The following is a 24,519-nucleotide window of genomic DNA, read 5'->3' on the forward strand; positions in this document are numbered from 1 at the left end:
TATGAAACGTATCGGTTTTATTGGTATTGGCACTATGGGCAAACCTATGGCGGCAAACCTGCTAAGCAATGGTTATTCCGTAATCGTATATAATCGGACCGTAGAGAGAGCGGAAGAGCTCGCACAGCTCGGCGCAGAAGTCGTATTAACACCGGCTGACGCGGCCAGGAACTCAGATGTATTGTTCACCATGGTAAGTAATGATGATGCCCTTCTTGATATTTTCTACAAGGAGCAAGGCGTTCTTGAAGGCGTTCATCCTGGACTGACCGTTATTGATTGCAGTACCGTCTCACCTAAGACGAGCAAACGCCTGTTTGAGGAGCTGGCCAGCCACCTTGTGGACTTTCTGGATGCGCCTGTTACTGGAAGCACGCCTGCCGCAGAGGCCGGCACATTGACATTCATGATTGGCGGCCGCAAGGAAGCCTTCGAAGAGCAGATCGACCTGTTCCATGTGCTGGGCAGCAAAGCGCTCTTTCTGGGAGCTTCAGGCTCTGGCTCCTATGCCAAAATTGCCCACAATACCATGGTCGGTATCAATGCCGTTGGTTTGGCCGAGGGACTTTCCCTTGCCACCAAAGCAGGCATAGATCCGGCAAGCTTCCTAGAAATCGTCAAAGCTGGAGGCGCCAACAGCAAGCAAGCTGAGCTCAAAGGAGATAAAATCATTGATCGTGACTTCAGCAATCAATTCTCGCTAAAGCTGATGCTCAAGGATATGCTGCTTGCTTCTGATTTAAGCGGACAAATGGGCGTTCCTGCCCCTCTTCTGCATGCTGCTACCGGTATGTTCCAGATAGGCATGAGCAAAGGCCTTGGCGAAGAAGATTTATGCGCTGTAATCGTATGCTACGAGAGTTGGATGCAGCAGCAGGCCATTCGACGGCCGGATGCTTCTACCGCTTCCTCCATGTACTTGTCAGACAAGCCGGACGGTCCGGCCGCTGCCCGGAACCGCCGCCGCGACACGAGAGTACAGCTGAATATTAAGCTGCAGCTGTCCATCTACCAATGGGAGCAGGAAGGCTCCTTCTCCGGGCAGAATATTGACGGCACACTTATTGATTTATCAGAAAGCGGGCTGCAAATTACATCGGAATTTCCACTGGCGCCTGATATGTTCATTGTTATTCATTTTCCACAGGATGCCAAGCTTCCACCCATCACATCTAAAGTAATTCGAATCAAATCCAGCGGCGGCCTGTTCCACTACGGCTGTTTGTTATCCGGCATTCCTCCTTATGTGCAGATTAAGCTTGAGCAGTACATAGATGATCATATTGATCATTCTAACCAGCATTCCCTGCAAGGATAGTCACAGAGGAGCCACGGGAGTTCTGGGAATTATGGGAATTATGGGAATTATGGGAGTTATGGGATCTATGCGAGTTATAGGAGTCACAGGATTACAGGAGTCATGAGAGTCATGAGAGTCACAGGAAGCCTAACTAGTTAGTGCAGCGTTGCGATCTATTGGAGCTGAGCTGAGAGGGAGAAAGAGGAAGAGGAAGAGTGAAAAAAAGACTCTCTGCACTTTAACGATGTTTTTCATCGCTAAGTCAGACCTTTGCCATAAATCTGGCTCTTTAACGATGTTTTTCATCGTTAAATCAGCCTTGGACTCCACTTTTGGCTGACTTCTGGACTTTTAACGATGTTTTTCATCGCTAAGTCAGGCTTTTGCCGTAAATCTGTCTCTTTAACGATGTTTTTCATCGTTAAAGAAGTGTTTGGCTTCTTGAAGATGATTAAATGCCGCCCTCCCCCCTGCCTCTGTGCACTTAAAGCAAATGCGCCTCTCCTGGAAAAAGGAGAGGCGCATTTTGACGTTGCTATTATTAAGGCTTCTATGCCTAATTGTAAGAGCAGATGTAGTCACTTACTGTGAGTACTTCGAGCTTGAATTTGGTGTTGGCAGGAACCGTGAAGACGCCAACTTCCTTGATGTTGATCCATTCAGTTTCCCCAGGAAGCAGTACCTTAAGCTCGCCTGATTGAATTTCCATCACTTCTTCAGTATCAGTACCGAATTCATATTCGCCTGGCAACAGGATTCCCAAAGTTTTTTTGGTACCATCGGCGAATACTACCGTGCGGCTCGTGACTTTACCATCAAAATATACGTTGGCTTTCTTTACGACTTGTACGTTGTCAAAGCTTGACATGCCGCTCTTCCTCCTCTATAAATCTTAATTCAACAAAGCCTTTACTTTAGCCGCCACGTTCTCGGGGTAGAATCCATATTCTTTCAGCACTGTATCTCCAGGCGCCGAAGCTCCGAAGGTTGTGATGCCAAGAATAGCTCCTTGATCTCCAACATAACGTTCCCAGCCAAGAGGTTGTGCCATTTCCACAGCAAGCCGTTTCTTCACATCAGGCAAAATAACGGAATCTTTGTAAGCCTGCGACTGCTTCTCGAACAGCTCCCAGCTTGGCATGCTGATCACGCGAACTTGGATGCCTTCTTCGGCCAGCAGCTTTTGAGCCGCTACAGCCAGTTGCACTTCGGAGCCGGTAGCCAGAATTTGGGCAGCAGGCTGACCATTTTCCGCATCGGAAATGACATATGCTCCTTTGCTTAAATGCGCCTTGGCAAGCTCTGCAGAACCTTCGAGAATCGGCAGATTCTGTCTGGTTAGCAGCAGGGCAGTAGGCCCATCCGCTTGTGCCAGCGCATAACGCCATGCTTCGGAGGTTTCGTTCGCATCAGCCGGACGCAGGACCGTAATACCTGGAATGACACGAAGTGCGGGAAGCTGCTCAATCGGCTCATGAGTAGGTCCGTCCTCGCCCACAGCAATGCTGTCATGTGTAAACACATAAACGACAGGCTGATTCATTAGGGCAGCAAGCCGGATAGCAGGACGCAGGTAGTCAGAGAATACGAAGAATGTAGCTCCGTAGATCTTGAGTCCGCCATGCAGGCTTATCCCGTTCATAGCCGCGCCCATGCCAAATTCACGAACCCCAAACCAGACATTGCGACCAGAGTAATTTGCCGCCGTGTAATCCTGGTCTGCTTTAATCATCGTATTGTTCGAGCTGGCCAAATCTGCAGAGCCTCCGAATAATTGCGGCAAATGCTTGGCAATGGCATTGATGGCATTTCCGGATGCTGCGCGTGTCGCGATAGGCTTGTCTGTAGTCGTGTAAACAGGCAGCTCAGCATCCCAGCCCTCAGGCAGCTCGCCGCTGACAGCCAGATTGAATTGCTTGCCCAGCTCCGGGTAAGCTTCTATATATTCTGCAAGCATCTTGTTCCATGATGCTTCAGATTGAATGCCTTTCTCTTTAACGAGCGCGTAATGGGCCTTCACTTCTTCAGGCACATAGAAATCCGGCTCTTCAGGCCAGCCGTAGAACTGCTTAGTCAGCTTGGTCTCATCAGCACCAAGCGGTGAACCATGGGGGCCAACGTGACCGCCTTTGCCGCCTTTGTTCGGGCTGCCGTAACCAATCGTCGTCTTGACCTCGATCAATGTCGGACGGGTTGTATCTGCCTTGGCTTCGCTTAATGCACTAGCGATTGCTTCCAGATCATTCTGCCCTTCAACGCGAAGCACCTGCCAGCCATAAGATTCAAAGCGCTTCTGCACGTCTTCAGAGAAAGACATATTCAGCTCTCCATCTAGGGAGATATCGTTAGAATCATACAGCATGATCAGCTTGTCCAGCTTTAGATGTCCAGCTAAAGAAACGGCTTCGGAAGAAATGCCCTCCATCATATCGCCATCCCCGCAAACTGCGAAGGTGTAGTGATCAATAACAGGGAAATTTTCTTTGTTATAAGTTGCACGCAGATGAGCCTCAGCCATAGCCATGCCAACTGCCATACCGATACCTTGACCAAGTGGACCCGTTGTAGCATCTACGCCTGCAGTGTGGCCAAATTCCGGGTGCCCCGGTGTTTTGCTGCCCCATTGGCGGAAATTCTTGATTTCTTCAATAGGTAAGTCATAGCCGCACAGATGCAGCAGACTATAAAGCAGCATAGAGCCATGACCTGCAGATAAAACGAAGCGGTCGCGGTTGATCCACTCAGGATTAGCCGGGTTATGCTTCATTTGCTCAGTCCAAAGTACATAAGCCATTGGCGCGGCGCCCATTACGATTCCAGGGTGACCCGATTTGGCCTTTTCTATCGCGTCGATACCTAGTGTGCGGATCGTATTGACCGCGAGTTCTTCAATAGATTTGTTCGTTACTGTCATAAACTTTGCCTCCTACATATAGCTAGCACTTGCATTATTGTACCATTTGCTTCAGAGCTTTACCACATTCAATCTTTTTTCATATAAAGAGCAGGAAATGTTTTTCCTTTCCCGAATACAATCCATGATCAGGATGTGACAAACTATCAGAAACTTTGAAAACTTATGGAATGATATAAAATATATTAGCTAAAAAGGAAGTCTGCCTCTATGCCAATGATTAAAATCGTTTTTCGGGGATCCGTTTATGGCTTAATAACCGGCTTCATTCTCGGGTTCTTCTTCAAACTCATTGAAGCAAACGGGCTTGCAGACGTATACACGCTGCTTCTTAATGTTGATTTTCTCCCTTTTTTCCCAGAACCGCTGCCGGAGTGGCAGGAATTTTCTTTTCATTTAATCGTTGCAATCGTTATTGGCATTGTTTTTACTCTGCTGATACAATATCGCCCAAATCCCTGGCTGTGGGGAGCACTGCTTGGTCTTGTTCCAGTTCCTTTATTTATTCCGTTAACGCTATTGTCCCACCGGACACCCTCTATTTATGATGTATCTGCGCTGTGCTGGTGGATTGCCGGTCATGTGCTTTATAGTATTTCGCTTTCTGTGTTCGGTATTGTATGGCAAAAAAATAGCAGCAGAAATCGAAGCTAAGCCAAGGCTCGCAAAAGGAGAGCCTTGGCTTAGCGAAAATAGCTATAGAAGAGCAATTTTATCCCAAACGATAGAAACGAATCGCATTTTGCGCATAAACGGCTTCAATCTCAGCTTCAGTCCAATCAGCGCCGATAAACGAGGCAAACAACTCCATGACCTGTTCATAAGTCGCCGAGAACAAACATACTGGCCAATCGCTGCCAAACATCACCCGATTTTTGCCAAATATGCGGATTACATGCTCAGCAAAGGGGGAAATGGTTGCTTGCGACCAGGGAGCGTCCTCGCTTTCGGGCACCATACCGGAAAGCTTGCACATAATGTTAGGATAAGCGGCAATTTCAGCCATTTGCGCTCCCCACGGCTGCAGAGCGCCTCCAAGCCTGTCAGGCTTGGCCAAATGATCAATAACAGCGTGAAGCTCCGGAATGTACCGTAGAACCTCTACAATAACTGGCAGATGCCGCGTATTAGCCTGCAAATCAATGGGAAAACCAGTTTCTGCGAGCAGCTTTAAATGTCCAAGCACCCGATCCTGAAGCAGCCATTCTGTAGGCAGATCCTGAATCATTGGTCTTATTCCGACAAACTTAGGATGCTTCCGGTAATGATTCAACTGCTGCCCGAAACTCTCGGCTTCCATATCCAGCCAGCCGACGACACCCGCAATCGTCTCCTCATTATCAGCCAACTGCAGCATAAACTCTGTCTCTTCAGTACTTGGAGCCGCCTGTACGACTACCGTTTGATGTACGCCATACTGCTGCAGCAGAGGCGTCAGATGCTCCGGCAAATAATCCCGGTAAATCCGTCCCACCTCCGGCTTTAACCAGCCGTAATCGGTTCGTGAGATTTTCCAGTAATGCTGATGAGAATCAATGATCATAGGTCCGTCATCCTTTGAATGCGTTTATTAACAATTATATGATATTCATCATCCAACTGCCATAGGAGCAACATTTACATTGGTACGGTTTGCTCTTCCTTCAGCTCATGCGAGCGGTAAATCGATTGTATAACCGCTACGATACTGCGCGAGTATTCCATGGAGCATTCCGGCTCCGCACCTGTCTCTATACAGTTCAATAAATCGTTAAACTGCAGGACAAAGGGTGCCTCCTGGGGCTCCACAGGGACCTGAACGTAAGTGCCGCCTTCGCTGATCCAGAGACTTTGTCCCGTATGCAGCTTAATCATGCCTTTGGTGAAAATCAGCTCCGTTTCATCCTTCGGTGCACCGCCATAGCCTGATTGGGAAACCGTAGCCGGCACTCCATTATTATTTTCCAGGAAGACAAGGCCGCTTCCCTCTACATTCCCCTCCGCCGCTTCATAGCTAACCGCTGCTCTGACTCTGGCAATAGGAGCTCCGCCAAGCCATTGAATTTTATCCACAGAGTGGGATCCAAGATTCGTCAAAATCCCGCCGCCAGCCAGCTCCTTTTGCAGAAACCATCGAGGACGCTGCGCCTGGAAATAATTCGTGTGTCTGGCATCGATGATCATAACCAGCTCTCCTAGCCAGTTTTGCTCCATAATCCGCTTGGCTTCACGATTTTCCGCAATATAATGCTGCGTGTGACCAACAAGCAAGGTTACTTTGCTGCGGCGGACAGCTGCTATGATCTCATCGCACTCCTCTGTATTCAATGCCATCGGCTTCTCCAACAGCACATGACAGCCTTGCTCCGCGCAGAAAACGGCCGCTTCCTTGTGCAGAAAGTGCGGCAGTGTAATTACGGCAATATCAGGCTTCTCACGCTCAATCATTTCTTTATATTGTACATACGGACGAATCCCATAAGTTGACGCCAGCTTCTGCGCCCTCTCCTCCTGTACATCCGCAACCGCTACACACTCAATTCTGTCCATTCCTGCTAACGCTTCAAGGTGCCCTACGGCAATGCCCCCTCCGCCTACAATCGCTGCCCGGTATTTCATCCATTCATCCTCCTCGGGTGAGTTCTGGTATAAAGCTTGCCTCGTAAGTATTCATTGATTTAAAAAGTGATTTGGCAAGCAGACTTTTATAAGACTGCCAGACTTTCAACTCTATTGTAGGAGAATTCATGGTATAAAGACAAATCTTTAATCTGTCTTTTATTCATATTCCAGCTTGATTGCATCTTCTGCTTGATTCAACCTGCCAAACAGGCTGGTGACCTCATTTTTTTCCTCTGGGCTTAAAGTGAAATCAAGCTTTCCTTTGGAAACTTTCCCGGCTTTCAAGCGGATTTCTTCCAGCTTCGAAGTAAAATCGACCTCCAGAACAAAATGGTAGGAACCTTCCTTCTTAAAAGCCGAAACCGAATGGCCTAGAGCATAAAAAACAGGTGTTTCACCGACAAATGCTATATCTTGAGCTTCAAAGGGATGATTCCCCACGATAAAATCAGCGCCTCCCTGAACCAGCGTCTCAGCCATCTGCTTTTGCGCTGAATTGGGCGTATTCTCCCAGGTTTTCCCCCAATCAATCAAAACGAATAAATAGTCAACCTTGGACTTGGCATCCTTTACAATCTGCAGAACATCATTTTTGATGTAAGCTTTAGGAAGTCCGACCCTAGAGCGTTCTGCTACTTCATTCGGCTTATGAATAAGCCCGGCTAAAGAGAGAAATCCTACTTTTTTTGCATCCACTTGCCAAATCAAAGGCTCGTATACCTCTGGAGCAGTTCCCAAGCCAAGCAAGTTATATTTCTCTTTCTTTAATTGTTGGTAGGCTTCAATAGTTGATGGGGTCCAGATGTCAGAAGTACCTGCATTTAAAATGAAATGTTCCACATTGCGTTCTTTTAACCATGCAGGTTGAAGGCTGTCCAATTGTTCGATTGGAACAATATCAATGGTTTTATCATTGTCCTGGTCCTGGTCCTGGTCCTGGTCTTGGACTTCTGGCAAGCTGACGGAATTATAAAGCGAGTTTCCCCAAAATCGGAATGTCACTTTATCTTGTGCCTTCTCCTCCTCCAATTCCTTTTCCAGCTTCTGCCCATCCGTAGCGTCTGTTTCCTGAGAGGCCACTTGCTGCTTGTTTGGTTCATCGACCTCATCTGCCTTATTTTCAGTTGGAGAAGACTCTACAACTGCTGTCGTGACACCATTATTTGTAGCAGAATTGCTGTCTGGCTGCATCTGGGATCTATAAATAATGGCTGTGCTTAAAACAATTAGTAATGCTGCTATAAGCGACAATCTCATGGTTTTAGAGAAACTTTTATAGGATAATATTTCATTATATGTTAAACTGTAGAAATTAAGTAATTTTTCCAGTTCATCCACAGTCAGGTTCTGGTCTCCTTCTTCAAAATCCACAATCCTTGAAGCAGGTATTCCACTAAAGCGGGTAATTTGCTCAATTGAAATACCTCTGTCCTGCCTGATTTTCTTGCAATTAGCTACAAATTTCTTCATGATGGTTAGCTCCATTTCCCGCTTTCAGCTTTACTTTTTTTGTGTAAATATGCATCGCTCCTTTAATCTTATCGTCATTTCCCCGGCAAAAATTCAGTTGTTTATTTCCTGGTATTAACAATATCTTTACATGCATTTAAGCTTAATTTAAGTTTCGAACTTCATAATCATGAAGAAAACTTATGTCTGCCTGTCTGTCGTCGCGCCATCCCATTCTCATTAGAAAGGAATGATTCGCCTGAGCCATCCACAACTCGCAGCGAAAGAGCATCTCCATATGATTTATTTAGTTCGTGCTTTCGCTATTTTGGGCGTCATTTTTGTTCATGTCAGTTCGATTCCCATCGGAGCCATTGTCGACAAAACCTCGTTCATGTTTCTATACTTTAACTTTCTTAATATTTTCAATAGATTCGGTACGCCAACCTTTATCTTTTTAAGCGCTTTCGTTTTATTTTACAATTATTATGACCGGCCTATGAACAAAAAATTGATGCTTACCTTTTTCCAGAGGAGATTCCTGTATATTTTACTGCCTTACCTTTTCTGCTCGATCTATTATTATGTCATTCAAATCTATTATTCTTATGGTGAGACTTGGCAGCAGTTTGCACAGCAGGCATCATTAGCTGATTTTCTTCACATGCTCTTGTGGGGCAAAGCGTTCTATCATCTTTATTTTGTTTTTATCAGTATACAGTTCTACGTGCTTTTCCCAATTTTACTGTGGATTTTTCAACGTAAGCCCTCGATTACCAAACATTTAATTTGGATCGGTTTCGTCCTGCAGCTAGGCTTTGCCCTGTACAATCATTTTAGCTTAAAGTACGCGGATACCGGGCAGCTCGCCATCAGTTATATCGCCAATTATTTTCTGGGTGCCTACTGTGGTATTTACTATAATTCCATAAAAGAATGGATCATCATTACGAAAAAAGCATTGTTCACGAGCAAAGCATTCGTCTGGATAGCTCTCTGGATCATTTGGATCACTGCAAGCCTAGGCGATGTATATCTGTGGTATTGGACAAGGGTAACTGACTCCACCACCAATTCTTTATACTATCAAGGCCTAACCTTCGTACACGCCTATACAACGTCGCTTGTGCTTATGCAGCTATCCAGTCTGCTGTACCGCAAGCTGCATCCCAGGGTGACCAATGTCCTGATTCACTTAGGTGTTGCTTCTTTTGGAATCTATATTGTCCATGCAGGAGTATTGTTCTTCTATTTCAAAATATCTGCGGTTTATAAACCAGTCATTTATTATCTCTATGTAGGAGGCGGCTATTTAGCAAGCCTGCTGATATCTTGGGCTCTGGTAGGTCTGGCTCACAAATACTTCCGCAACTCCTGGCTGCTGTTCGGTTCTCAGCCCAAATATAGCCCTTATCTCGAAACAAGAAGGCCCGCATATTTCAGGCAAAATGAAAAGAGCCTGTCAAATTAGCTGCTCACACAACAAACCCTCACGCAAAAACGTGAGGGTTAACATTTAATGTCCTATTTCTGTTTTATACGCTCTTTTCGATTACTCCAGATATAGAGTACCACCAGCGCTATATTCATAAATAACAAGACTAATATCATGCCAAGCAGCAATTTCATTTATTCATCCTCCTGAACGTTACCGGATGGAGCGGGCTGAACTTGCAAGTGTGTCTTTCTTAGTTCTATTTTAACTGATAATGATTCTCAAGGTCAAATGTTTTTTAAAAAGAAAGATGCCTTGTGGCTTCCTTTGAGGAGCGTGTTCCTGGCGCCAGTGCTGGGAGAGGAAATGAACGATGGATTCCACCGCTGTTAAAGATGGGTTCCCTGAATATATACTATAAGTAGCGGAAGGAACCCATCTTTAAATGCGGACGCTACCGCTCTCCACCCCATCGTCCATCTCCTCTTTCAGCCTACTGAGCAGGAACACGGTACTTCAAACGGAAAACCAGCAAGGGATCTCTAGAGCTTAGGATCATCCCCCGATATGTTTATCCTCATCGGGGCAAAGAATGCAGCCTCCACATCCGTAGCTGACAAGGGCCGGCTGAAATAATAGCCTTGAATTTCTTCACACTTGTTAGCTGTTAAAATATCCAGCTGGTCCTTCGTCTCAATTCCTTCTGCAATAACATCCATCTTAAGATGATGAGCCATTGCAATAATTGTGGATACAATCGCTTTGTCACTCTCATTCATTGTAATATCGGTAATAAACGAGCGGTCAATTTTCAGCTTGTCTATCGGCAGTAGCTTTAAATAACCAAGTGAGCTGTAGCCTGTTCCAAAATCATCCAGACTGATTCGAATTCCAAATTGGCTCAGCTCATTAAGAATTTCAGCCGAAACCGCGGCATCCATCATCATGCTTTCCGTTATTTCGAGTTCCAAATATTGCGGGTCCAGACCTGTATCCTCCAAAATATTGCGGATATAGCCAACCAGGTTAGGCTGGTGAAATTGTTGGGCTGACAAGTTGACGGAAACCGGGATTAACGGCCCCCCTCCGCGATGCCACTCGCGCATTTGACGGCATGCCTCTCTCAACACCCATGTTCCGATATCGTAAATCATGCCGGTCTCTTCAGCAATAGGAATGAACACGCCTGGAGCCAAAAGACCTTTGGCCGGATGATTCCAGCGCACCAAAGCTTCGACCCCAACCATAAGACTGTCACCCGTGCGAATTTGGGGCTGATAGTGCAGCAGCAGCTCGCTGCGTTCAATCGCTTTGCGCAATTCGCCTTCCAATTCAATCTTCTCATGCAATTGGGCATTCAGCTCAGGAGTAAAAAACTGAAAGCCATTCTTCCCATTTTTTTTCACTTCGTACATAGCTGTATCTGCATTCTTGAGAAGCTGCACGGCATCTGTCCCATGCTCGGGATAGAAAGCAATTCCAATGCTGGCCGAAACAAAATAGTCATTATCCTTCAAACGATAAGGTAGTTGAATCTCTCTCACGATTCGCTCCGCTAAGAGGGAAGCCTCCGCTTCATTATCACAATTATTGCAAATAACAGTAAATTCATCTCCGCCCATACGTGCCAGGGTCACATCAAATTGCTCTGCAGCTTTACTAATCCGTGAACTCACCATTTGCAAGAAAAGATCTCCATAGGTGTGTCCAAGGGAGTCGTTAATCATCTTGAAGCGGTCAATATCCAGAACCATCACAGCAAATTTGAATGGCCGATCATGACGTGTATCGATCGATTGGGCAAGCATTTGATTAAACATCCTCCGATTCGGAAGGCCTGTCAATTCATCATGAAAAGCTTGATATTGAATGCGTTCCCGCGAATGCTTCTCTTTGGTTATATCTTTTATAATAATATGATTGCCAACGACCTTTTCCTCAATCTCGACAGGTACATTTATAATATATAGTTCGACAAGACTGCCATCCTTGCGAATAAGTGTGGTTTCGTGAGGGCTTTGATTTTGATCGGCATCCATCTTGTATACTTGTTTTTCTTCTTGTATATCCTCAGACATATACATATCGAAGCTGGAAATGTGTTTGTTCTGAAACTGATCTTCTTTAAATCCGGTTATCCTAAAAACCGCAGGGTTAAAACCAATAATCTTTCCTTCGATATCCACTGAAATAATGCCATCCGAGTTGTTGTTGTAGAGAGACGTATACCATCTTTCATGCTCCTGAATAGCTGAGTCCTTCTGAGTTAGACGCTTGTTAATGAATACACCAAACAGAGTCATCCCAAGCATAATAAAAGTTCCGGCAATAATCAAATAGGCCAAAACCTCAGGTTCAATCCGCATGCCGGAAGAAAGCATCGACTGCTTTGCCTGATGAAAATGGGCCGCAGCCATTCCAGTGTAATGCATCCCGGAAATAGCTGCCCCCATAACAAGACCGCTGCCTAATTTATAAAAAACTGTGAATCTGGACTGATCTTTTCGAAAATAAAACAAAAGCCACAAAGCTGCTATGGAGGCAACAACTGCAATCACAATTGAAAGAACAACCCAACCAAAGCTATATGTAATATCTACGTTCATAGCCGCCATACCAATATAATGCATGGCTGATATACCCGTAGCCATTAATGCGCCACCAATTAACATTTGCTTCGGGCCAAGCTCATTTCGGCTCACTATGTACAGGGAAATACAGGACACGGAGATAGCTGATACCACAGATAAAAAAACCAAATTCATATCATAGTAAATATCCATCGGCAAAGATAAGGCCAGCATACCGACAAAATGCATCGACCATATCCCAAGTCCCATGGAAACAGCACCGCAAATCAGCCAGAGACTGCGAACCTTGCCCTTTGTCGTACTGATCCTCCCAGCCAAATCAAGTGCTGAATAAGAGGCCACTACTGCAATGATGCAGGAAATAATAATTAATGCTTCATTATAAGTGCTGTGCTGATGTTCCATCGTATCCTCACTTTCAATAATCATGCAGCCATTTTTTATTATTATACCTCACCAGACATTACCTTTACAGCGTTTTGTAATACTGCGCTTCACAACGATTTTATTACGCTTTTTGCATGCACGAAAAGACCCTCATTTTTGATTTTGAGAGCCTTACATGTTCATTTAGTTAATATTTCCTGGGGAATGATGGTCATTGTCCTTTACTCACCCAGAATGTGACTCTCCCACCAGTAGGAATCTCCGTCTTTGGCTCTGGATCTTGTCTGAATACAACACCACGCCCCTGTTTGTTTTCTTCCATTTTGAATTCATAGCGCAGCCCTACAGCCAGAGCTTGTTCCTCGGCTTCTTCACGCTGAAGGCCAACTAAATTGGGAGTTTGGATATAACCCTCCTCAGGGATAGAAGACGACTCTGGGGCTGGGGCTGGATCTGGCTCCGCATCTGTCACCAAGACAGTTTCTTGTGGTTTTAACGTTTCTTGTGCAGGCGATTGCTTGACAATGGTTGTGTCTGTTATTTTCCCTGCTGGCTCTGGATCTGAGTCGCGGTTCAAAATTCCGATAATAATAAATGTAGCTAACACAAATCCTGCTGATGCAGTACCTATCATTAATACTCGCTTTCGCCGTTTCGGTGACGTTCCGCTCCCCTGCAATTCCTCATGCTCTGTAAGCTCATCCTCGGAATCCTCTTCCTTCAGAGCAGAAATCGCCGTTCTAGTCATTTCATGAGAAAAACCGCCTCTAATTCGCTCCATCTGACTCCGCTGAAGCATCGCAGTAGAAGATATTCGTTCCCCGGTTTGCTGGTCATTAAAAGCCAATAATTGCTCAAGGTGCACGGTAAAGGAAGCTAATGTGCAATCCTCCTGCATGACACGCTGCATAATCCACATTAAAGAATCCTTTTGCTCATGTTGAACCGGATTTCCACGAAGCGAATTTCGCAGATTGGTTTCCATCGTTCCCCATTCATCCGGAACCGAAGAAGTTCCAGTTACCAATTGATACAGCAGGCCGTTAAGCCCTGTCACGCCTCTTTCCCGGCTGGATCCCTGTTCCCAATAATTCATAACGACCAGATGCTTCTCATCATCCAGCCATAGATTGTCCGCTCCGACCGAAAATTCAACAATACCTTCCTTTAACGCAGTTTGCGTCGCCAAAGACAATTCATAAATTATTTTGACCCGTTCGCGAAATGTCAAGGCCTGCAGTTCAATTTCCCGACGCAAAAAGCTCCCTTTACTATATTTAAGCACAACCATTAGCCGGTTAGACTTCTCATCAAGATCAATATCAAGGATATGCATAAACGTTTCCCCAGAAAAACGCGAAGCTTCTCTAAGCTGACGGAGATAATTAGTCAAATAAGCTTGATCCGCGCTATCAATGGTATAAAGAAAAACTTTCCTTTTCAATGAAAGGTCAACACCCGTATAAATCATGCCGTTCGGCAGCGGCAGCATTGCTTTTTCTGGCAAATACCTTTTGCCAATACTGCTTTCCATAGCGGCTCCCCCTCCATTCCTATTTTCCATTTCCATCGTATTCCCAAATTTCCCCCGTTATTCCATTGTTCACTTCAACCATTTTCTTAAATAGTTCGTTGCCTATTCACATTTTATGATGGTAAGAGCTGATTAAGAGCTAAGAAAGCTTATAGCCAGCTGAGTATGTCCCCCATTAGTGCAATAGGCCGCCTCTTGGCAGCCGTTCTTCTTATCTATAAAATAAATTCATCTGCATGAATATCGCGCATTGTAAATCGTTATCGTAAATCGTTTATGTTTTCCCATATCATCAAGTCAGGTTCTTTTCTAATCTAAAATTGCTGCTACACCTACTATAATAGAACAAAAGCAGAAGCCCTTCAACTCTTGCTGAAAATCGGGACTTATTTGTACCCACGTTGTTTCAAAAGGCGTTTCAAAATATGCTATCAAACTCTACCAAATCATACATTTATGCTATAATAGCTTCAGTTTAGTTAAACAGGAGAGTAGCAAAGTCATGTACATAATTGTTCAACGTTTCCTATCGCGAATATGGATCTTAGTATTGCCTCTCATTTTGATGATGTTTACCGAATTTCTCAACCGTGGCACGATAGGTGAAACCTTTGGGTGGGCTGCCGAGAACCCTCCTGCTTTCTTTCTGGCATATCTTATAGTTCTCGCGCTTTATCTGCTATTGATTGGCGCGACAGGCTACAGCAGAATTTCATTCTGGGTGCTTGGCTGCTTGCTGTTTACTTTCGCCGCCTTCAGCGGGAGCAAGCTTAAAGCCATCGGGGCTCCCTTGTATCCTTGGGATATTTTTTTCAACAATCAGGATGTCCGGTATGGGGCTTTTTTCAGCCAATATTTCAGCTTTCGTATCTTTGTGTATATCGTGATTGTTGCGGCAATCTGTTATATACTGCTTCATTTCTCGGCGCGGCGCCGACAGTCTGAGCTCTTCAAGCTTGTCAGCCTCGAACGCGGGATATACGCTGTTATCGCTATCTTTCTCCTATTCAGCCTTGTCACGGACAAGCCGATCCCTTTCAAGAACGCCAACAGCATTTACACCGTTCCCTGGGATCCAACATTAACCTATGATATCAATGGCTTAGTGCTTTCGACGATGATGATGAGCGATTTCCTGAAAACGGAGAAGCCAGAGAATTACAGCAAAAAAGAGATTCTCAGCATTCTGGACAATATTCCAGTGAATAAACAGATCGAACAGAATACACCGAACAAGCAGACAGAACCAGTAAAACCAAACATCATCTTCGTGCTGAGCGAGTCGTTCTGGGATCCAACACAGATGACCAATGTCAGCTTTAGCAAAGATCCTATTCCTTACTTCCGTTCCCTTCAGAAAACCTATACAAGCGGAACGCTGCTAACCCCTCAATTCGGCGGGAGTTCAGCCAATGTTGAATTTGAGGTGTTGACCGGCAACTCGATGCGTCTGCTCCCTTTTGATCCGGATAAGGTTCTGCCTTACATTCAATATATCAATCATGGCATAGATTCGATGGCTAGCATCCTGTCCAGACAAGGCTACGCAAGCATGGCAACGAATTCGTTTTTTAGCTGGTTTTTTGAGCAGCGGAAGGTCAATAAGCATCTGGGCTTTGAACGCTTTATTAGCAGCGAATATTTTCCCAATGATTTCTCAGGACCTAATTACGCTGACCGTACAATTGTACAAAAAGTGATCGAGGAAACCGAGAAAAGCCCTGGTCCCGATTTCATCTTTGCAAGTACGATGGAAAATCACGGCCCCTTTCCTCCAGGAAAGTTCAGGGATACGGATATCGAGGTAAGCGGCCCCATAACCGACTTATCCAAGGGTATGCTTGAATCTTTAGCACGGGGCATTTCCGCCTCAGATGATAGCTTAAAAGCTTTGACCGATTACTTTACAGAAAAAGGCGAGCCTACGATTTTGTTATTTTTCGGTGATCATATGCCCGCTCTCGGGGATGATTACATGGTTTATCGCGATAGCGGGTATTTGCTGGAGGATGATCCGGACTTTTATAACAAAACCCATATGACGCCTTTCGTGATCTGGAACAATTATCTGCCTGCCGCTAAAGAAGAGCTCCATATAAGCCCGGCCTACCTAGGCCCCTACATCCTCAATATGGCCGGCCTGGAAGGAAGCTATTACACTGATTTTTTACAGGAATTTTACAAAAAGTTCCCGGTTGTACCGCGGCCTGAAGACTGGGCGCAAGCAGGAATTAGTGAAAGCGACATAGCCGCCTACCGCAAGCTGCAGTACGATATTCTCTTCGGTAAACGTTATGCTTATGAAGCAGCTGGCTTTAAAGAAAGTATCATTGATCCCGATTATATGCTGGGGTATGGAAATCCGGTTATCGTCAAGGCCACTGCTGCGGACACGGATCATGCACTCACTGTCGAAGGCAGATTATTCTTCCCCCAGTCGAAGGTATACCTCGATGGCAAAGAACTGGCAACGAGTTATCAGAGCGGAACCCGCTTAACCGCAGAGCTTCCCGAAGACGTGACACTCAGCACAGGTAAAGTCCACAGGCTTGAAGTCAAGCTGATCGATAGCAAAAAAGCTTTGATTGGGCAGTCGAATGTTTGGCTGCTGCCGTGAAGGAGTTGTCCTAAAGGTCTGAAGAGACCCAATGGATAGTACCGGTCTTCACCATCTTCTATCATGATCACTGCTTCTCTCTTCCATGTTTTAAAAGAAGCTGTCCCTTAGTCATGTTACGACTTTGGGGACAGCTCCTTATACACTTATTTAATCCTAATCGATACTGTTTAACATCCTTTCCATGAACACAGCCACTTCTGCCCTGGTTGCCTTCGCTTGGGGATGAAGGGAATTGCCCGCTCCTTCAATCAACCCTGCATGAATTAACCCCGCTATGCTGTTGGCAGCATAATCGGCAACACTTCCATAGTCAATGAAGCCAGACAATGATTCCCTGTTGCCGCTTATTTGTAATTTTTCGAGCTTTGTTAATGCACGGGCAGCGATGGTAAACATTTCTTGACGGGAAATTTCACCTTTGGGATTAAAGCTATTGTTGCCTGTTCCTTCAATGATGCTCAACAGCTTAGCCATACTTACAGCCTCGAAATAATAATCACTGCCAAATACATCATTGAAATTTTCATGATCTTGTCCACTACCGTTTCCATTTAAGAATGCTTTTACATCCAAAGCTCTGACCAGCATCGTGACAAAATCTGCCCGTGTGATATTCTTTGCTGGCCCGAATGTGTCGATATCCATCCCTAGAATGACTTCTCGTGCCGCCAATCCTTCGATCGCTGCCTTTGCCCATGTGTGTTTATCAAGATCCGCGAAGGTTTTATGAACAAACATAACCCCATAAGAACCGAAATGGCTTACTTTAATGCGAATGCTTTTTGTCGTTGGATCGTATTTACCGTTCAAAACTACAGCTGCTTCTCCTGCCTCGTTAATCGACGCTACAATCAGTTGATTCGGCGTTTCAGCTTCCATTGCTGACAACACATATGGTATTTTTATTTCTATCTGTGAATTCAGCTGGCTCCCAGCGTAGTCCTTGTCATCTATTTTCATGGAGAGACGAATTGCCGGATGGCTGCCAATTTGATCTATCAGTTGCTGAGACCATTTTGTTTTTTCTGGCTCTTCCATAACTATAGTAACGATCTTGGCATTCTTTGCTGCATTTTCTTGGATAAAATTGGAATATAATGTAATTTGTGCGCGCTGTGTGACGAGTTCAATGTTCTGCTCAGCGCTCATTTCGGTAATAGCCTCAGCAGGAATCGAAATTTCCGTTCTCTTTTTACCCTGTTCTCCCTTGACTTCAATCCGAATTGTGGCCAGCCCCGAGCTGTCTACAGCAGTACTTTTCCATGCCTTCCCTATAGCTTCCATGTTTACTTCAGCTTTCGCAGTTAATCCATCACCGTCTACTTTAGTCTCTACTTGAATCGTACCGTTTTCTACTTTAAGAACTGCCGATCCGTTAGCACCAGGAACATCTGTTTTGCCGGGATTTACCGGGCCTATGGGACCTACTGGATCGACTGGATCAATTGGGTCTACCGGACCCCCAGGTTCATCCACTGCTTTAACTGTCAAGCTGAAATCAGCAAATTTCGTTGCATCCATCTTGCTAATCGCGCGAAGCACCGCCGTCCCCGGTGTTAGTGCGGAAACCAATCCAGTATCCGAAATTTGGGCCACTCCATTCGGCTGTTCGCCATATACAGACCAAATCACCGTCTTATTTGTGGCATTCTCAGGTAATACGGTAGCATTCAGCTGCAGCGATTCTCCGACTTTCAATATTGCCTCTGTCTGCTCGAGTTGAATCTCATCCACGGTCACATCCTGAAGTTTATTGACTGTAATGAGACTCTCTGCATAAACATTGTCTAAGACCGTGGAAGCTCTTATCACTGCCGTACCCAAATTTTCTGCAGTAACCACACCGTCTGCACTCACCTTGACCACATGATCGGAGGATTGACTAGATACCGACCATTTCACTCTTTTGTCATATGCGTTTGTTGGTAACACAGTTGCTTTTAATTTCACACTTTCTCCAACTGCCAGCATGACTTCCGCTTGATCCAATGAAATATGATTAGGCTGCTCTAACACAGGAACCCCTTTAAGCTGAAATGCTAAATAATTATTTGTATTCGCCCCATCCATGCCCCCATTCTCTGTCAAACCGAGAACACCGATGTCTGGGTTATCGTTGTCATTTATATGCGAGGTAATGCCAATCCATTGTTCTTCGGCTGCTGTAATGCCGATTGTTTCCCAAGGTATAGCTATTTCTACAGTATATCCAGTATCCGTTTGTGCGGAATGATGAATGATCCCTTTAGTTAATTCGCTCGGAAAACCATCGAGGTAAACAGTGTCATCTCCAAATCTGAACAAATAATGGGGTGCATGATCACCCGTACGCGGGCCTTGTAGAAAATCGCCGTCAATAAACAGCTCCACACTATCTTCTTCCCAAACAGGACGCTCCTGAGGAGCATGAATCACATCATCTGTCACATCAAAGGCAGCATATAAGAATTTAGAATCCCACTTCAGACCTAATTTTGCCTTATTATTGGTTTGACCGTAGGTACCGTACCCAAGGTTGTAATTTAAATCCCAGGTCGGTTCATCCAGATTGCCATCGATCAGAATTTCATTCTGCAAGATTTTAGGGATTGTAAAAGTAGATTTTCTTTTCGAGAACACTCTGTCTTTCCAATGAAGCGAAGAAACTGTATCTTGGGAAATATCTTCTGTTAAACTTAGCTTTCCTTGCGCGTGGCTATTTGCATCCTCAACATTTTTATCGTTGACATGAATATTAACACCAATGACATTCTCATCTCCAGGAGTCACGCCAAGCACACGCCATGGGATCGCCGCTTCCAGCATGTATCCTTCGTCTGTTTTAACCGAGTAATGCTTAATGCCATTCGTTTCTTTTTTTGTTGTTCCATAGGCATATACGTTTTCATCATTATAACGAAATACATATCTTACGGTATGATCGGTATACGCTCCCTTCATTCCGTCACCGTCGATATAGATTTCCACAGAATCATCATCCCATGGCTTTGCCGAGTTCGAATTCACCACATAATCGTCTTTGACGTTAACTCCAACAAACAAATATTGATCATTATAAAGGAGGCCAAATTTTGCTTCATTATTCGTTTCCCCCGTTTTGTAAGCCAACTCCTTATCAACCTTCCAAGTCGCATCATTTAAAACACCATCAATACGCGGTATGATCGGACTATAGTTGATCTCCATCTGCTTCATCGCTTCTGCATCGATTTCTAAGAAATAAAAATTGTCCATATACAAGGTTACATCCGAATTACCGGGGTAAGTCCAAATAAAAATAGACGTTATATTATTATTATCAATACCTGTCAATTGCGAAATAGGAAAGGAAATATGATGAGCTCCAGGCGTTAATCCGCCTACCGGGTGATCAGAGGCATGACCGGACTTATCAAAAACCTTGACAAAAAGCAGCATGGAAGATTGCGAAGCATTAAACATGTCAAATTCCAAGCTCTCAGCCTTTGAAATATCTTTGTTATTTAAACTAACCGATAGCATTATACCTGGGTACGATCCACCCGTCGTATCGGGAATCTTGACTTTTAACGATTTATTGCCGCTAGTCACATGTTCTTCCGACAATCCTTCTAGAGTTACCCCATCATACACACCCACTCCTTGCAATGACAATTCATCTTCGAAATCATTCAAAGGAACTTTTTTCATAATCGGTTGCATGGTTCGTGAGCTTTGCAAAAAGCTTCTAGTGATAACTTGCTGCTGGGCATCTTTATTCAATACGATCGTAACTTCATTCTTACCGACTTTTAAAGGCATACGTGTTACATATTTATGTGCTGTGCTGCTTCCGCTAACGGTTGTTCCTGCAATGTCCTCACCGTTGATCTTTACATTTGTACCTATCTCAGCATAAACTGTGATTTCCTTTTCCATCACTCCTGTGGAAGGGTCACCAATGACAAGAAGCGCAGCAGGATTCTGATCCAGTTGTTCTATCATATCTGCCACTTCACTGCGCACGCTTTGGAGCAACTGCGGATCTAAAGTAAAAGATTTCACACTTTTAAATAACACATCATTATATATCTTCATGATATCGTCTTCACTAACGTCTACTTTTAAAAATTGGGCAGTTGCTTTAATTTTTTGTTCTAACAGCCATAAGTATTCATAGTCTTCATTGCCATCGCGGATCGTTTGCATTCGCAATGTAGGAATAGCTCCATGAATACCGTATTTTGCTCCCGGATATAACAAAGTGCCCTCACCATTTGCCCCGACAAATCCAACCGGATCATTCCAAATATCCCGGTCCACATATTGAACTCCATTATATTTCTTGAAAATATTGACCGCCCAGTACAGATTGCCTTCAATTCCGTATGACTTTTGCATCCAAGGCACAAGTCGCGCACTGATCAAATTATCATCAATATGATACGTAGGGTAAGGATTTTGGTTGGCTATACATCCGTACCACCAAATATGCCCCCCATTGGCTTGATGCTGCCTGACCATTTCAAAGTCTTGTTCCGTTACAAACTCACTAAATAAAGGGGAAAACGTATTTACATACGGCATTAAATCCGGCTTTATTCCGCTAGTAACTATATGGCGCAGTGAAGGATCAATAGCTTTTATTTTATTGCTAAAATCAATGACTTTCGGATATAGAGGCGGAGTCGGCTCATCAATGTCTCTGCCTAAATAGTAATAGGCTTTATCAAGAAGTCCTGCCGCATCCAAATCATGAACCAGCTTTGCCGCTTTTCCATTGTCAAAGTCTGAAGCCTCATAAGGAATCCGATAAGACGATACGCGTGGATTGTTTACATATTGTGCAGCATCAAGCACAAATTGATCGTAATTGTCTGAAGGTATAGGCAGATCCATTGGTGTAATATGATAGTCCAGCATAAGCGCATAGTAATTTCTCATCAGCTCCCAATATTCGGGGCTATTGAATGCAACACCAGGATGACCTGCCAGCAGCATGTCTCCACCCCAGATTGTAAAAGCAGTCTCTGCATGATTTTCCTCTGGAAGCGCAAAATTTCTAACCTTTACTTGAATCGGGACGGTGTTCACCTTATTATTTACAATTAAGTTAATTGAGCCTGAATACAGTCCTGCAGGTGTGCCTGCATCCGTCCGGACAGTAAACCAAAATGCCTGATTCGCTCCTTTTTCCACATCAATTTTTCCATGAAGTGCCATATAAGAATCGATTGGAATTAGCGCATCCGGATACCAACCCAGGGGCAGCATACCAGTTGTGCCTTTGGTAACGTTTACGTAATGCTGAACAATAATTTGTATGTTTTGAGAAGATATTGTTGAGTTGTCTGAGGTAAGATCGGTAATGCTCACCCCTGTCACCTCAGCTCCGTCTTCTCCTGCAGTAACCAGTACTTGGCCGCTCTCATACTCCCTTTTTGCCATATCCAACATAATACTATGACTACTGTTCTCAATCGGAGTTTGGTATTTTAAAATATTGATCGTATTGGAAGCCGTCCAAATTTGATACGGCTCCAATTCTTGGCCTTGTTCGAGTCCTATATTGGTTGTAGTGGCAGCCTGAGCACTGGAAGCCGATCCCCCAACTAAGATATAAGGTACCGTTAAACATACGATGAGAATACGTACTAATATACGCCAATTCTTGCTCTTCATTCGAACCATGGCTATCTCTCCTTAATAAATGTTTTAAATTAACAGTCCCAGCCTTGCTATTTCACCTCCCTCGCTGTGCACAGTCATATTCTACATCTGTGAAAGCGATCTCAGTTCAATCTTTAAAGAAAGCGAACGATTAACAGGTGCGACAGTTCCCCCTGCAACCAGACAGTCGGGAACTGCCATGCGAATCCATGACTGGGTAAGCCCAAGAATGACATTATCTTAGTATGGCTATCCTTTCATGGCTCCCATTGTAGCACCAGCCATTATTCTTTTTTGGAATATCACATAAAAAATAATCGATGGAATCATAACAATAATGACTCCCGCAAACATGGTCACCCAATCAGAGGTATATTGCATCTTCATATTCGCCTGATACATATTGACCCCGATCGTATATTTCGATGGCTCACTTAGATAAATGAACGGTCCCAGAAAGTTGTTGTATAGACCTAAAAACTTAAATATAGCGACCGTTACGATACCCGGTGTAGACAAAGGCACGATTATTTTCCAGAACATTTGGAACAGCGAAGCACCGTCTATAAATCCACTCTCTTCCAGATCTTTAGGAAGTGATGACATAAACCCGCCAAGAAGCATGAGAAAAAACACATTTTCCCCAAAGCTGTCCAGAATAATCAGACCCGTGAGACTGTTCGTTAAATTCAGTGTTTTCATCAGGATATATTGCGGCACCAATGCGTTAATGCCAGGTAAAAAGAGTGAAAGCATGATCAAAGACCAGATAAATTTCCTTCCACGAAACCTCATCCTCGTAAGCGCATAGGCGTTAAGTGTCGTTAAAAATGTGCCTAAAACCAGACTGACACCCACATAATACAGAGTATTTAATAAAGATTGGCCAATGTTGTACTCGGTCCAGGCTTTCGTATAATTACTCCAATGCAACTCAGTAGGCAGCGCCCAAATATCCTGAAAAAACTCCACATTCGTTCGCAGCGACTGGTACAGAATCCAAACGACCGGAAAAATAATAGATAGCGCCCACAACAAAAGCAAGAGTCTCCATATCCCATCCATAAACGTCCGTCGCTCTTGCATTGATATCTCCCCCACTTGATCCTCTGAGCTAAAACTCGACGCTCTCCTCAGGATAATATTTATCTATAATTAGTTTGGCTGCAATCAAAATAACGAACAAAAGCATTCCGATAGCCGATGCATAACCGTAATTGTGGTATTCTTTTCCAAAGGCCAAATTGAACATATACAGACCAATTACATCCGTCGAACCTTCCGGTCCCCCGTTGGTCATAATCATAATAATTTCGAATCCTTTAATGGTACCAAGAACTACAAACACCACACACACGCGAATAACACTTCTAATAAGCGGAATAGTGATGCGAAATAGCATCGTCATTGGACGGGCGCCTTCCAGAATAGCCGACTCATACAGAGATTTAGGAATCGCACTGATTGCATTAATGAAAATAACGACATATAGACCAACGCCCCCCCACACCATAGGCAGCACAAGTGCCCAGAAGGCCGTTTTCGAATCTCCCAACCAGTAAAAGCTGTTCATATCAATCCCGAAAATACCCAGAATCCCGTTAAGCATTCCAAAGCTGCCGTCGAAGATAAATGCCCACAACAGGGCAATAACGACCGTGGAAAGCACGTTCGTAAAAAAATAGAGTACTTTGTAAAAAGGATTTTCCCTATACGACTTATTGTTCAGTAAATAGGCAAGCACAAGTGAAATCAAAACGATGAACGCTGGAACAACAATCATATATAGAAGGTTATGATACAGCGCCCGCCAAACAAAACTATCACTGACCATATTGACAAAGTTATCGAACCCTACAAACTTGGGATCGGTCAGACCGTCCCAATCCAGCAATGAGTAATAAATGGACAATACATTCGGATATAAGGTGAACAGCAAATAACCGAGCAGCGATGGAGCGACTGCAACTAGCAAAAAGATGAATCTCTGTCTTTTCGCTTGGCTTGTTCCGCTCCGTTTCCGTATGATACCTTCATTTCCTTTCATCTCTATATTCAAA

At 44.4% G+C, this 24,519-nt stretch carries 14 protein-coding genes; 4 read left to right on the plus strand and 10 right to left on the minus strand.

Annotation, left to right across the window (positions count from 1 at the left end; all coding sequences use genetic code 11):
• Position 1: 1 nt before the first annotated feature.
• Positions 2-1,318, plus strand: a complete 1,317-nt coding sequence (locus J2Z66_RS26550) for an NAD(P)-binding domain-containing protein (protein ID WP_209975768.1) — start codon at positions 2-4, stop codon at positions 1,316-1,318.
• A gap of 538 nt (positions 1,319-1,856) precedes the next feature.
• Here the strand turns inward: J2Z66_RS26550 and ppnP are convergent.
• The gene (ppnP, locus tag J2Z66_RS26555) at positions 1,857-2,168 is read right to left on the minus strand and encodes a pyrimidine/purine nucleoside phosphorylase (RefSeq protein ID WP_209975769.1); all 312 of its coding nucleotides are present in this window, start codon (positions 2,166-2,168) and stop codon (positions 1,857-1,859) included.
• Between the two features lie 24 nt (positions 2,169-2,192).
• The gene (gene tkt, locus J2Z66_RS26560; protein WP_209975770.1) at positions 2,193-4,214 is read right to left on the minus strand and encodes a transketolase; all 2,022 of its coding nucleotides are present in this window, start codon (positions 4,212-4,214) and stop codon (positions 2,193-2,195) included.
• A 210-nt stretch (positions 4,215-4,424) separates the two neighbouring features.
• Here tkt and J2Z66_RS26565 point away from each other — a divergent pair, with 210 nt between their 5' ends.
• Complete coding sequence (locus tag J2Z66_RS26565; RefSeq protein WP_209975771.1) at positions 4,425-4,868, plus strand: hypothetical protein; 444 nt, start codon at positions 4,425-4,427, stop codon at positions 4,866-4,868.
• Positions 4,869-4,926: 58 nt separating this feature from the next.
• Here J2Z66_RS26565 and J2Z66_RS26570 read toward each other — a convergent pair whose 3' ends face one another.
• From J2Z66_RS26570 to J2Z66_RS26580, 3 genes are all read right to left on the minus strand, one after another.
• Positions 4,927-5,757: an amidohydrolase family protein gene (locus J2Z66_RS26570; protein WP_209975772.1), complete on the minus strand. Its 831-nt coding sequence runs from the start codon at positions 5,755-5,757 to the stop codon at positions 4,927-4,929.
• A 74-nt stretch (positions 5,758-5,831) separates the two neighbouring features.
• Entirely contained in the window at positions 5,832-6,812 is a 981-nt protein-coding gene (locus tag J2Z66_RS26575) for a Gfo/Idh/MocA family protein (protein ID WP_209975773.1), read from the minus strand.
• A gap of 159 nt (positions 6,813-6,971) precedes the next feature.
• Positions 6,972-8,285, minus strand: coding sequence for a CapA family protein (locus J2Z66_RS26580; RefSeq protein ID WP_209975774.1), 1,314 nt, complete (start codon positions 8,283-8,285; stop codon positions 6,972-6,974).
• Between the two features lie 277 nt (positions 8,286-8,562).
• On the opposite strand from J2Z66_RS26580, the gene J2Z66_RS26585 reads away from it, so the two are divergent.
• Positions 8,563-9,735 (plus strand): acyltransferase, encoded by a 1,173-nt coding sequence (locus J2Z66_RS26585; protein WP_209975775.1) that lies wholly within the window; start codon positions 8,563-8,565, stop codon positions 9,733-9,735.
• A gap of 506 nt (positions 9,736-10,241) precedes the next feature.
• Here J2Z66_RS26585 and J2Z66_RS26590 read toward each other — a convergent pair.
• Positions 10,242-12,695, minus strand: a complete 2,454-nt coding sequence (locus J2Z66_RS26590; RefSeq protein WP_209975776.1) for a bifunctional diguanylate cyclase/phosphodiesterase — start codon at positions 12,693-12,695, stop codon at positions 10,242-10,244.
• A gap of 193 nt (positions 12,696-12,888) precedes the next feature.
• On the minus strand, positions 12,889-14,211 hold the full coding sequence (locus J2Z66_RS26595) for a PASTA domain-containing protein (RefSeq protein ID WP_209975777.1): 1,323 nt from the start codon (positions 14,209-14,211) through the stop codon (positions 12,889-12,891).
• 502 nt (positions 14,212-14,713) lie between these two features.
• Here J2Z66_RS26595 and J2Z66_RS26600 point away from each other — a divergent pair.
• Positions 14,714-16,828 carry an LTA synthase family protein gene (locus J2Z66_RS26600; RefSeq protein WP_209975778.1) on the plus strand — a complete coding sequence of 705 codons (2,115 nt, stop codon included), beginning with the start codon at positions 14,714-14,716 and terminating at the stop codon, positions 16,826-16,828.
• A 156-nt stretch (positions 16,829-16,984) separates the two neighbouring features.
• Here the strand turns inward: J2Z66_RS26600 and J2Z66_RS26605 are convergent, their stop codons facing one another.
• The 3 genes from J2Z66_RS26605 to J2Z66_RS26615 form a co-directional block, all read right to left on the minus strand.
• Complete coding sequence (locus tag J2Z66_RS26605; RefSeq protein WP_209975779.1) at positions 16,985-22,480, minus strand: sugar-binding protein; 5,496 nt, start codon at positions 22,478-22,480, stop codon at positions 16,985-16,987.
• 228 nt (positions 22,481-22,708) lie between these two features.
• Complete coding sequence (locus tag J2Z66_RS26610) at positions 22,709-23,545, minus strand: carbohydrate ABC transporter permease (protein ID WP_209975780.1); 837 nt, start codon at positions 23,543-23,545, stop codon at positions 22,709-22,711.
• Between the two features lie 28 nt (positions 23,546-23,573).
• Positions 23,574-24,518 carry a carbohydrate ABC transporter permease gene (locus J2Z66_RS26615; RefSeq protein WP_245375864.1) on the minus strand — a complete coding sequence of 315 codons (945 nt, stop codon included), beginning with the start codon at positions 24,516-24,518 and terminating at the stop codon, positions 23,574-23,576.
• Position 24,519 lies beyond the last annotated feature (1 nt).

This window comes from Paenibacillus eucommiae, assembly GCF_017874215.1.
In the GTDB taxonomy this organism is placed as follows: domain Bacteria; phylum Bacillota; class Bacilli; order Paenibacillales; family NBRC-103111; genus Paenibacillus_AI; species Paenibacillus_AI eucommiae.

Bases quoted from the DNA above. Each gene is read 5' to 3' on its own strand.
- J2Z66_RS26610 (WP_209975780.1), bottom strand. From the start codon at position 23,545: ATGCAAGAGCGACGGACGTTTATGGATGGGATATGGAGACTCTTGCTT.
- J2Z66_RS26565 (WP_209975771.1), top strand. From the start codon at position 4,425: ATGCCAATGATTAAAATCGTTTTTCGGGGATCCGTTTATGGCTTAATA.
- J2Z66_RS26575 (WP_209975773.1), bottom strand. From the start codon at position 6,812: ATGAAATACCGGGCAGCGATTGTAGGCGGAGGGGGCATTGCCGTAGGG.
- J2Z66_RS26600 (WP_209975778.1), top strand. From the start codon at position 14,714: ATGTACATAATTGTTCAACGTTTCCTATCGCGAATATGGATCTTAGTA.
- J2Z66_RS26590 (WP_209975776.1), bottom strand. From the start codon at position 12,695: ATGGAACATCAGCACAGCACTTATAATGAAGCATTAATTATTATTTCC.
- J2Z66_RS26585 (WP_209975775.1), top strand. From the start codon at position 8,563: ATGATTTATTTAGTTCGTGCTTTCGCTATTTTGGGCGTCATTTTTGTT.
- J2Z66_RS26550 (WP_209975768.1), top strand. From the start codon at position 2: ATGAAACGTATCGGTTTTATTGGTATTGGCACTATGGGCAAACCTATG.
- J2Z66_RS26580 (WP_209975774.1), bottom strand. From the start codon at position 8,285: ATGAAGAAATTTGTAGCTAATTGCAAGAAAATCAGGCAGGACAGAGGT.
- J2Z66_RS26595 (WP_209975777.1), bottom strand. From the start codon at position 14,211: ATGGAAAGCAGTATTGGCAAAAGGTATTTGCCAGAAAAAGCAATGCTG.
- tkt (WP_209975770.1), bottom strand. From the start codon at position 4,214: ATGACAGTAACGAACAAATCTATTGAAGAACTCGCGGTCAATACGATC.
- ppnP (WP_209975769.1), bottom strand. From the start codon at position 2,168: ATGTCAAGCTTTGACAACGTACAAGTCGTAAAGAAAGCCAACGTATAT.
- J2Z66_RS26605 (WP_209975779.1), bottom strand. From the start codon at position 22,480: ATGGTTCGAATGAAGAGCAAGAATTGGCGTATATTAGTACGTATTCTC.
- J2Z66_RS26570 (WP_209975772.1), bottom strand. From the start codon at position 5,757: ATGATCATTGATTCTCATCAGCATTACTGGAAAATCTCACGAACCGAT.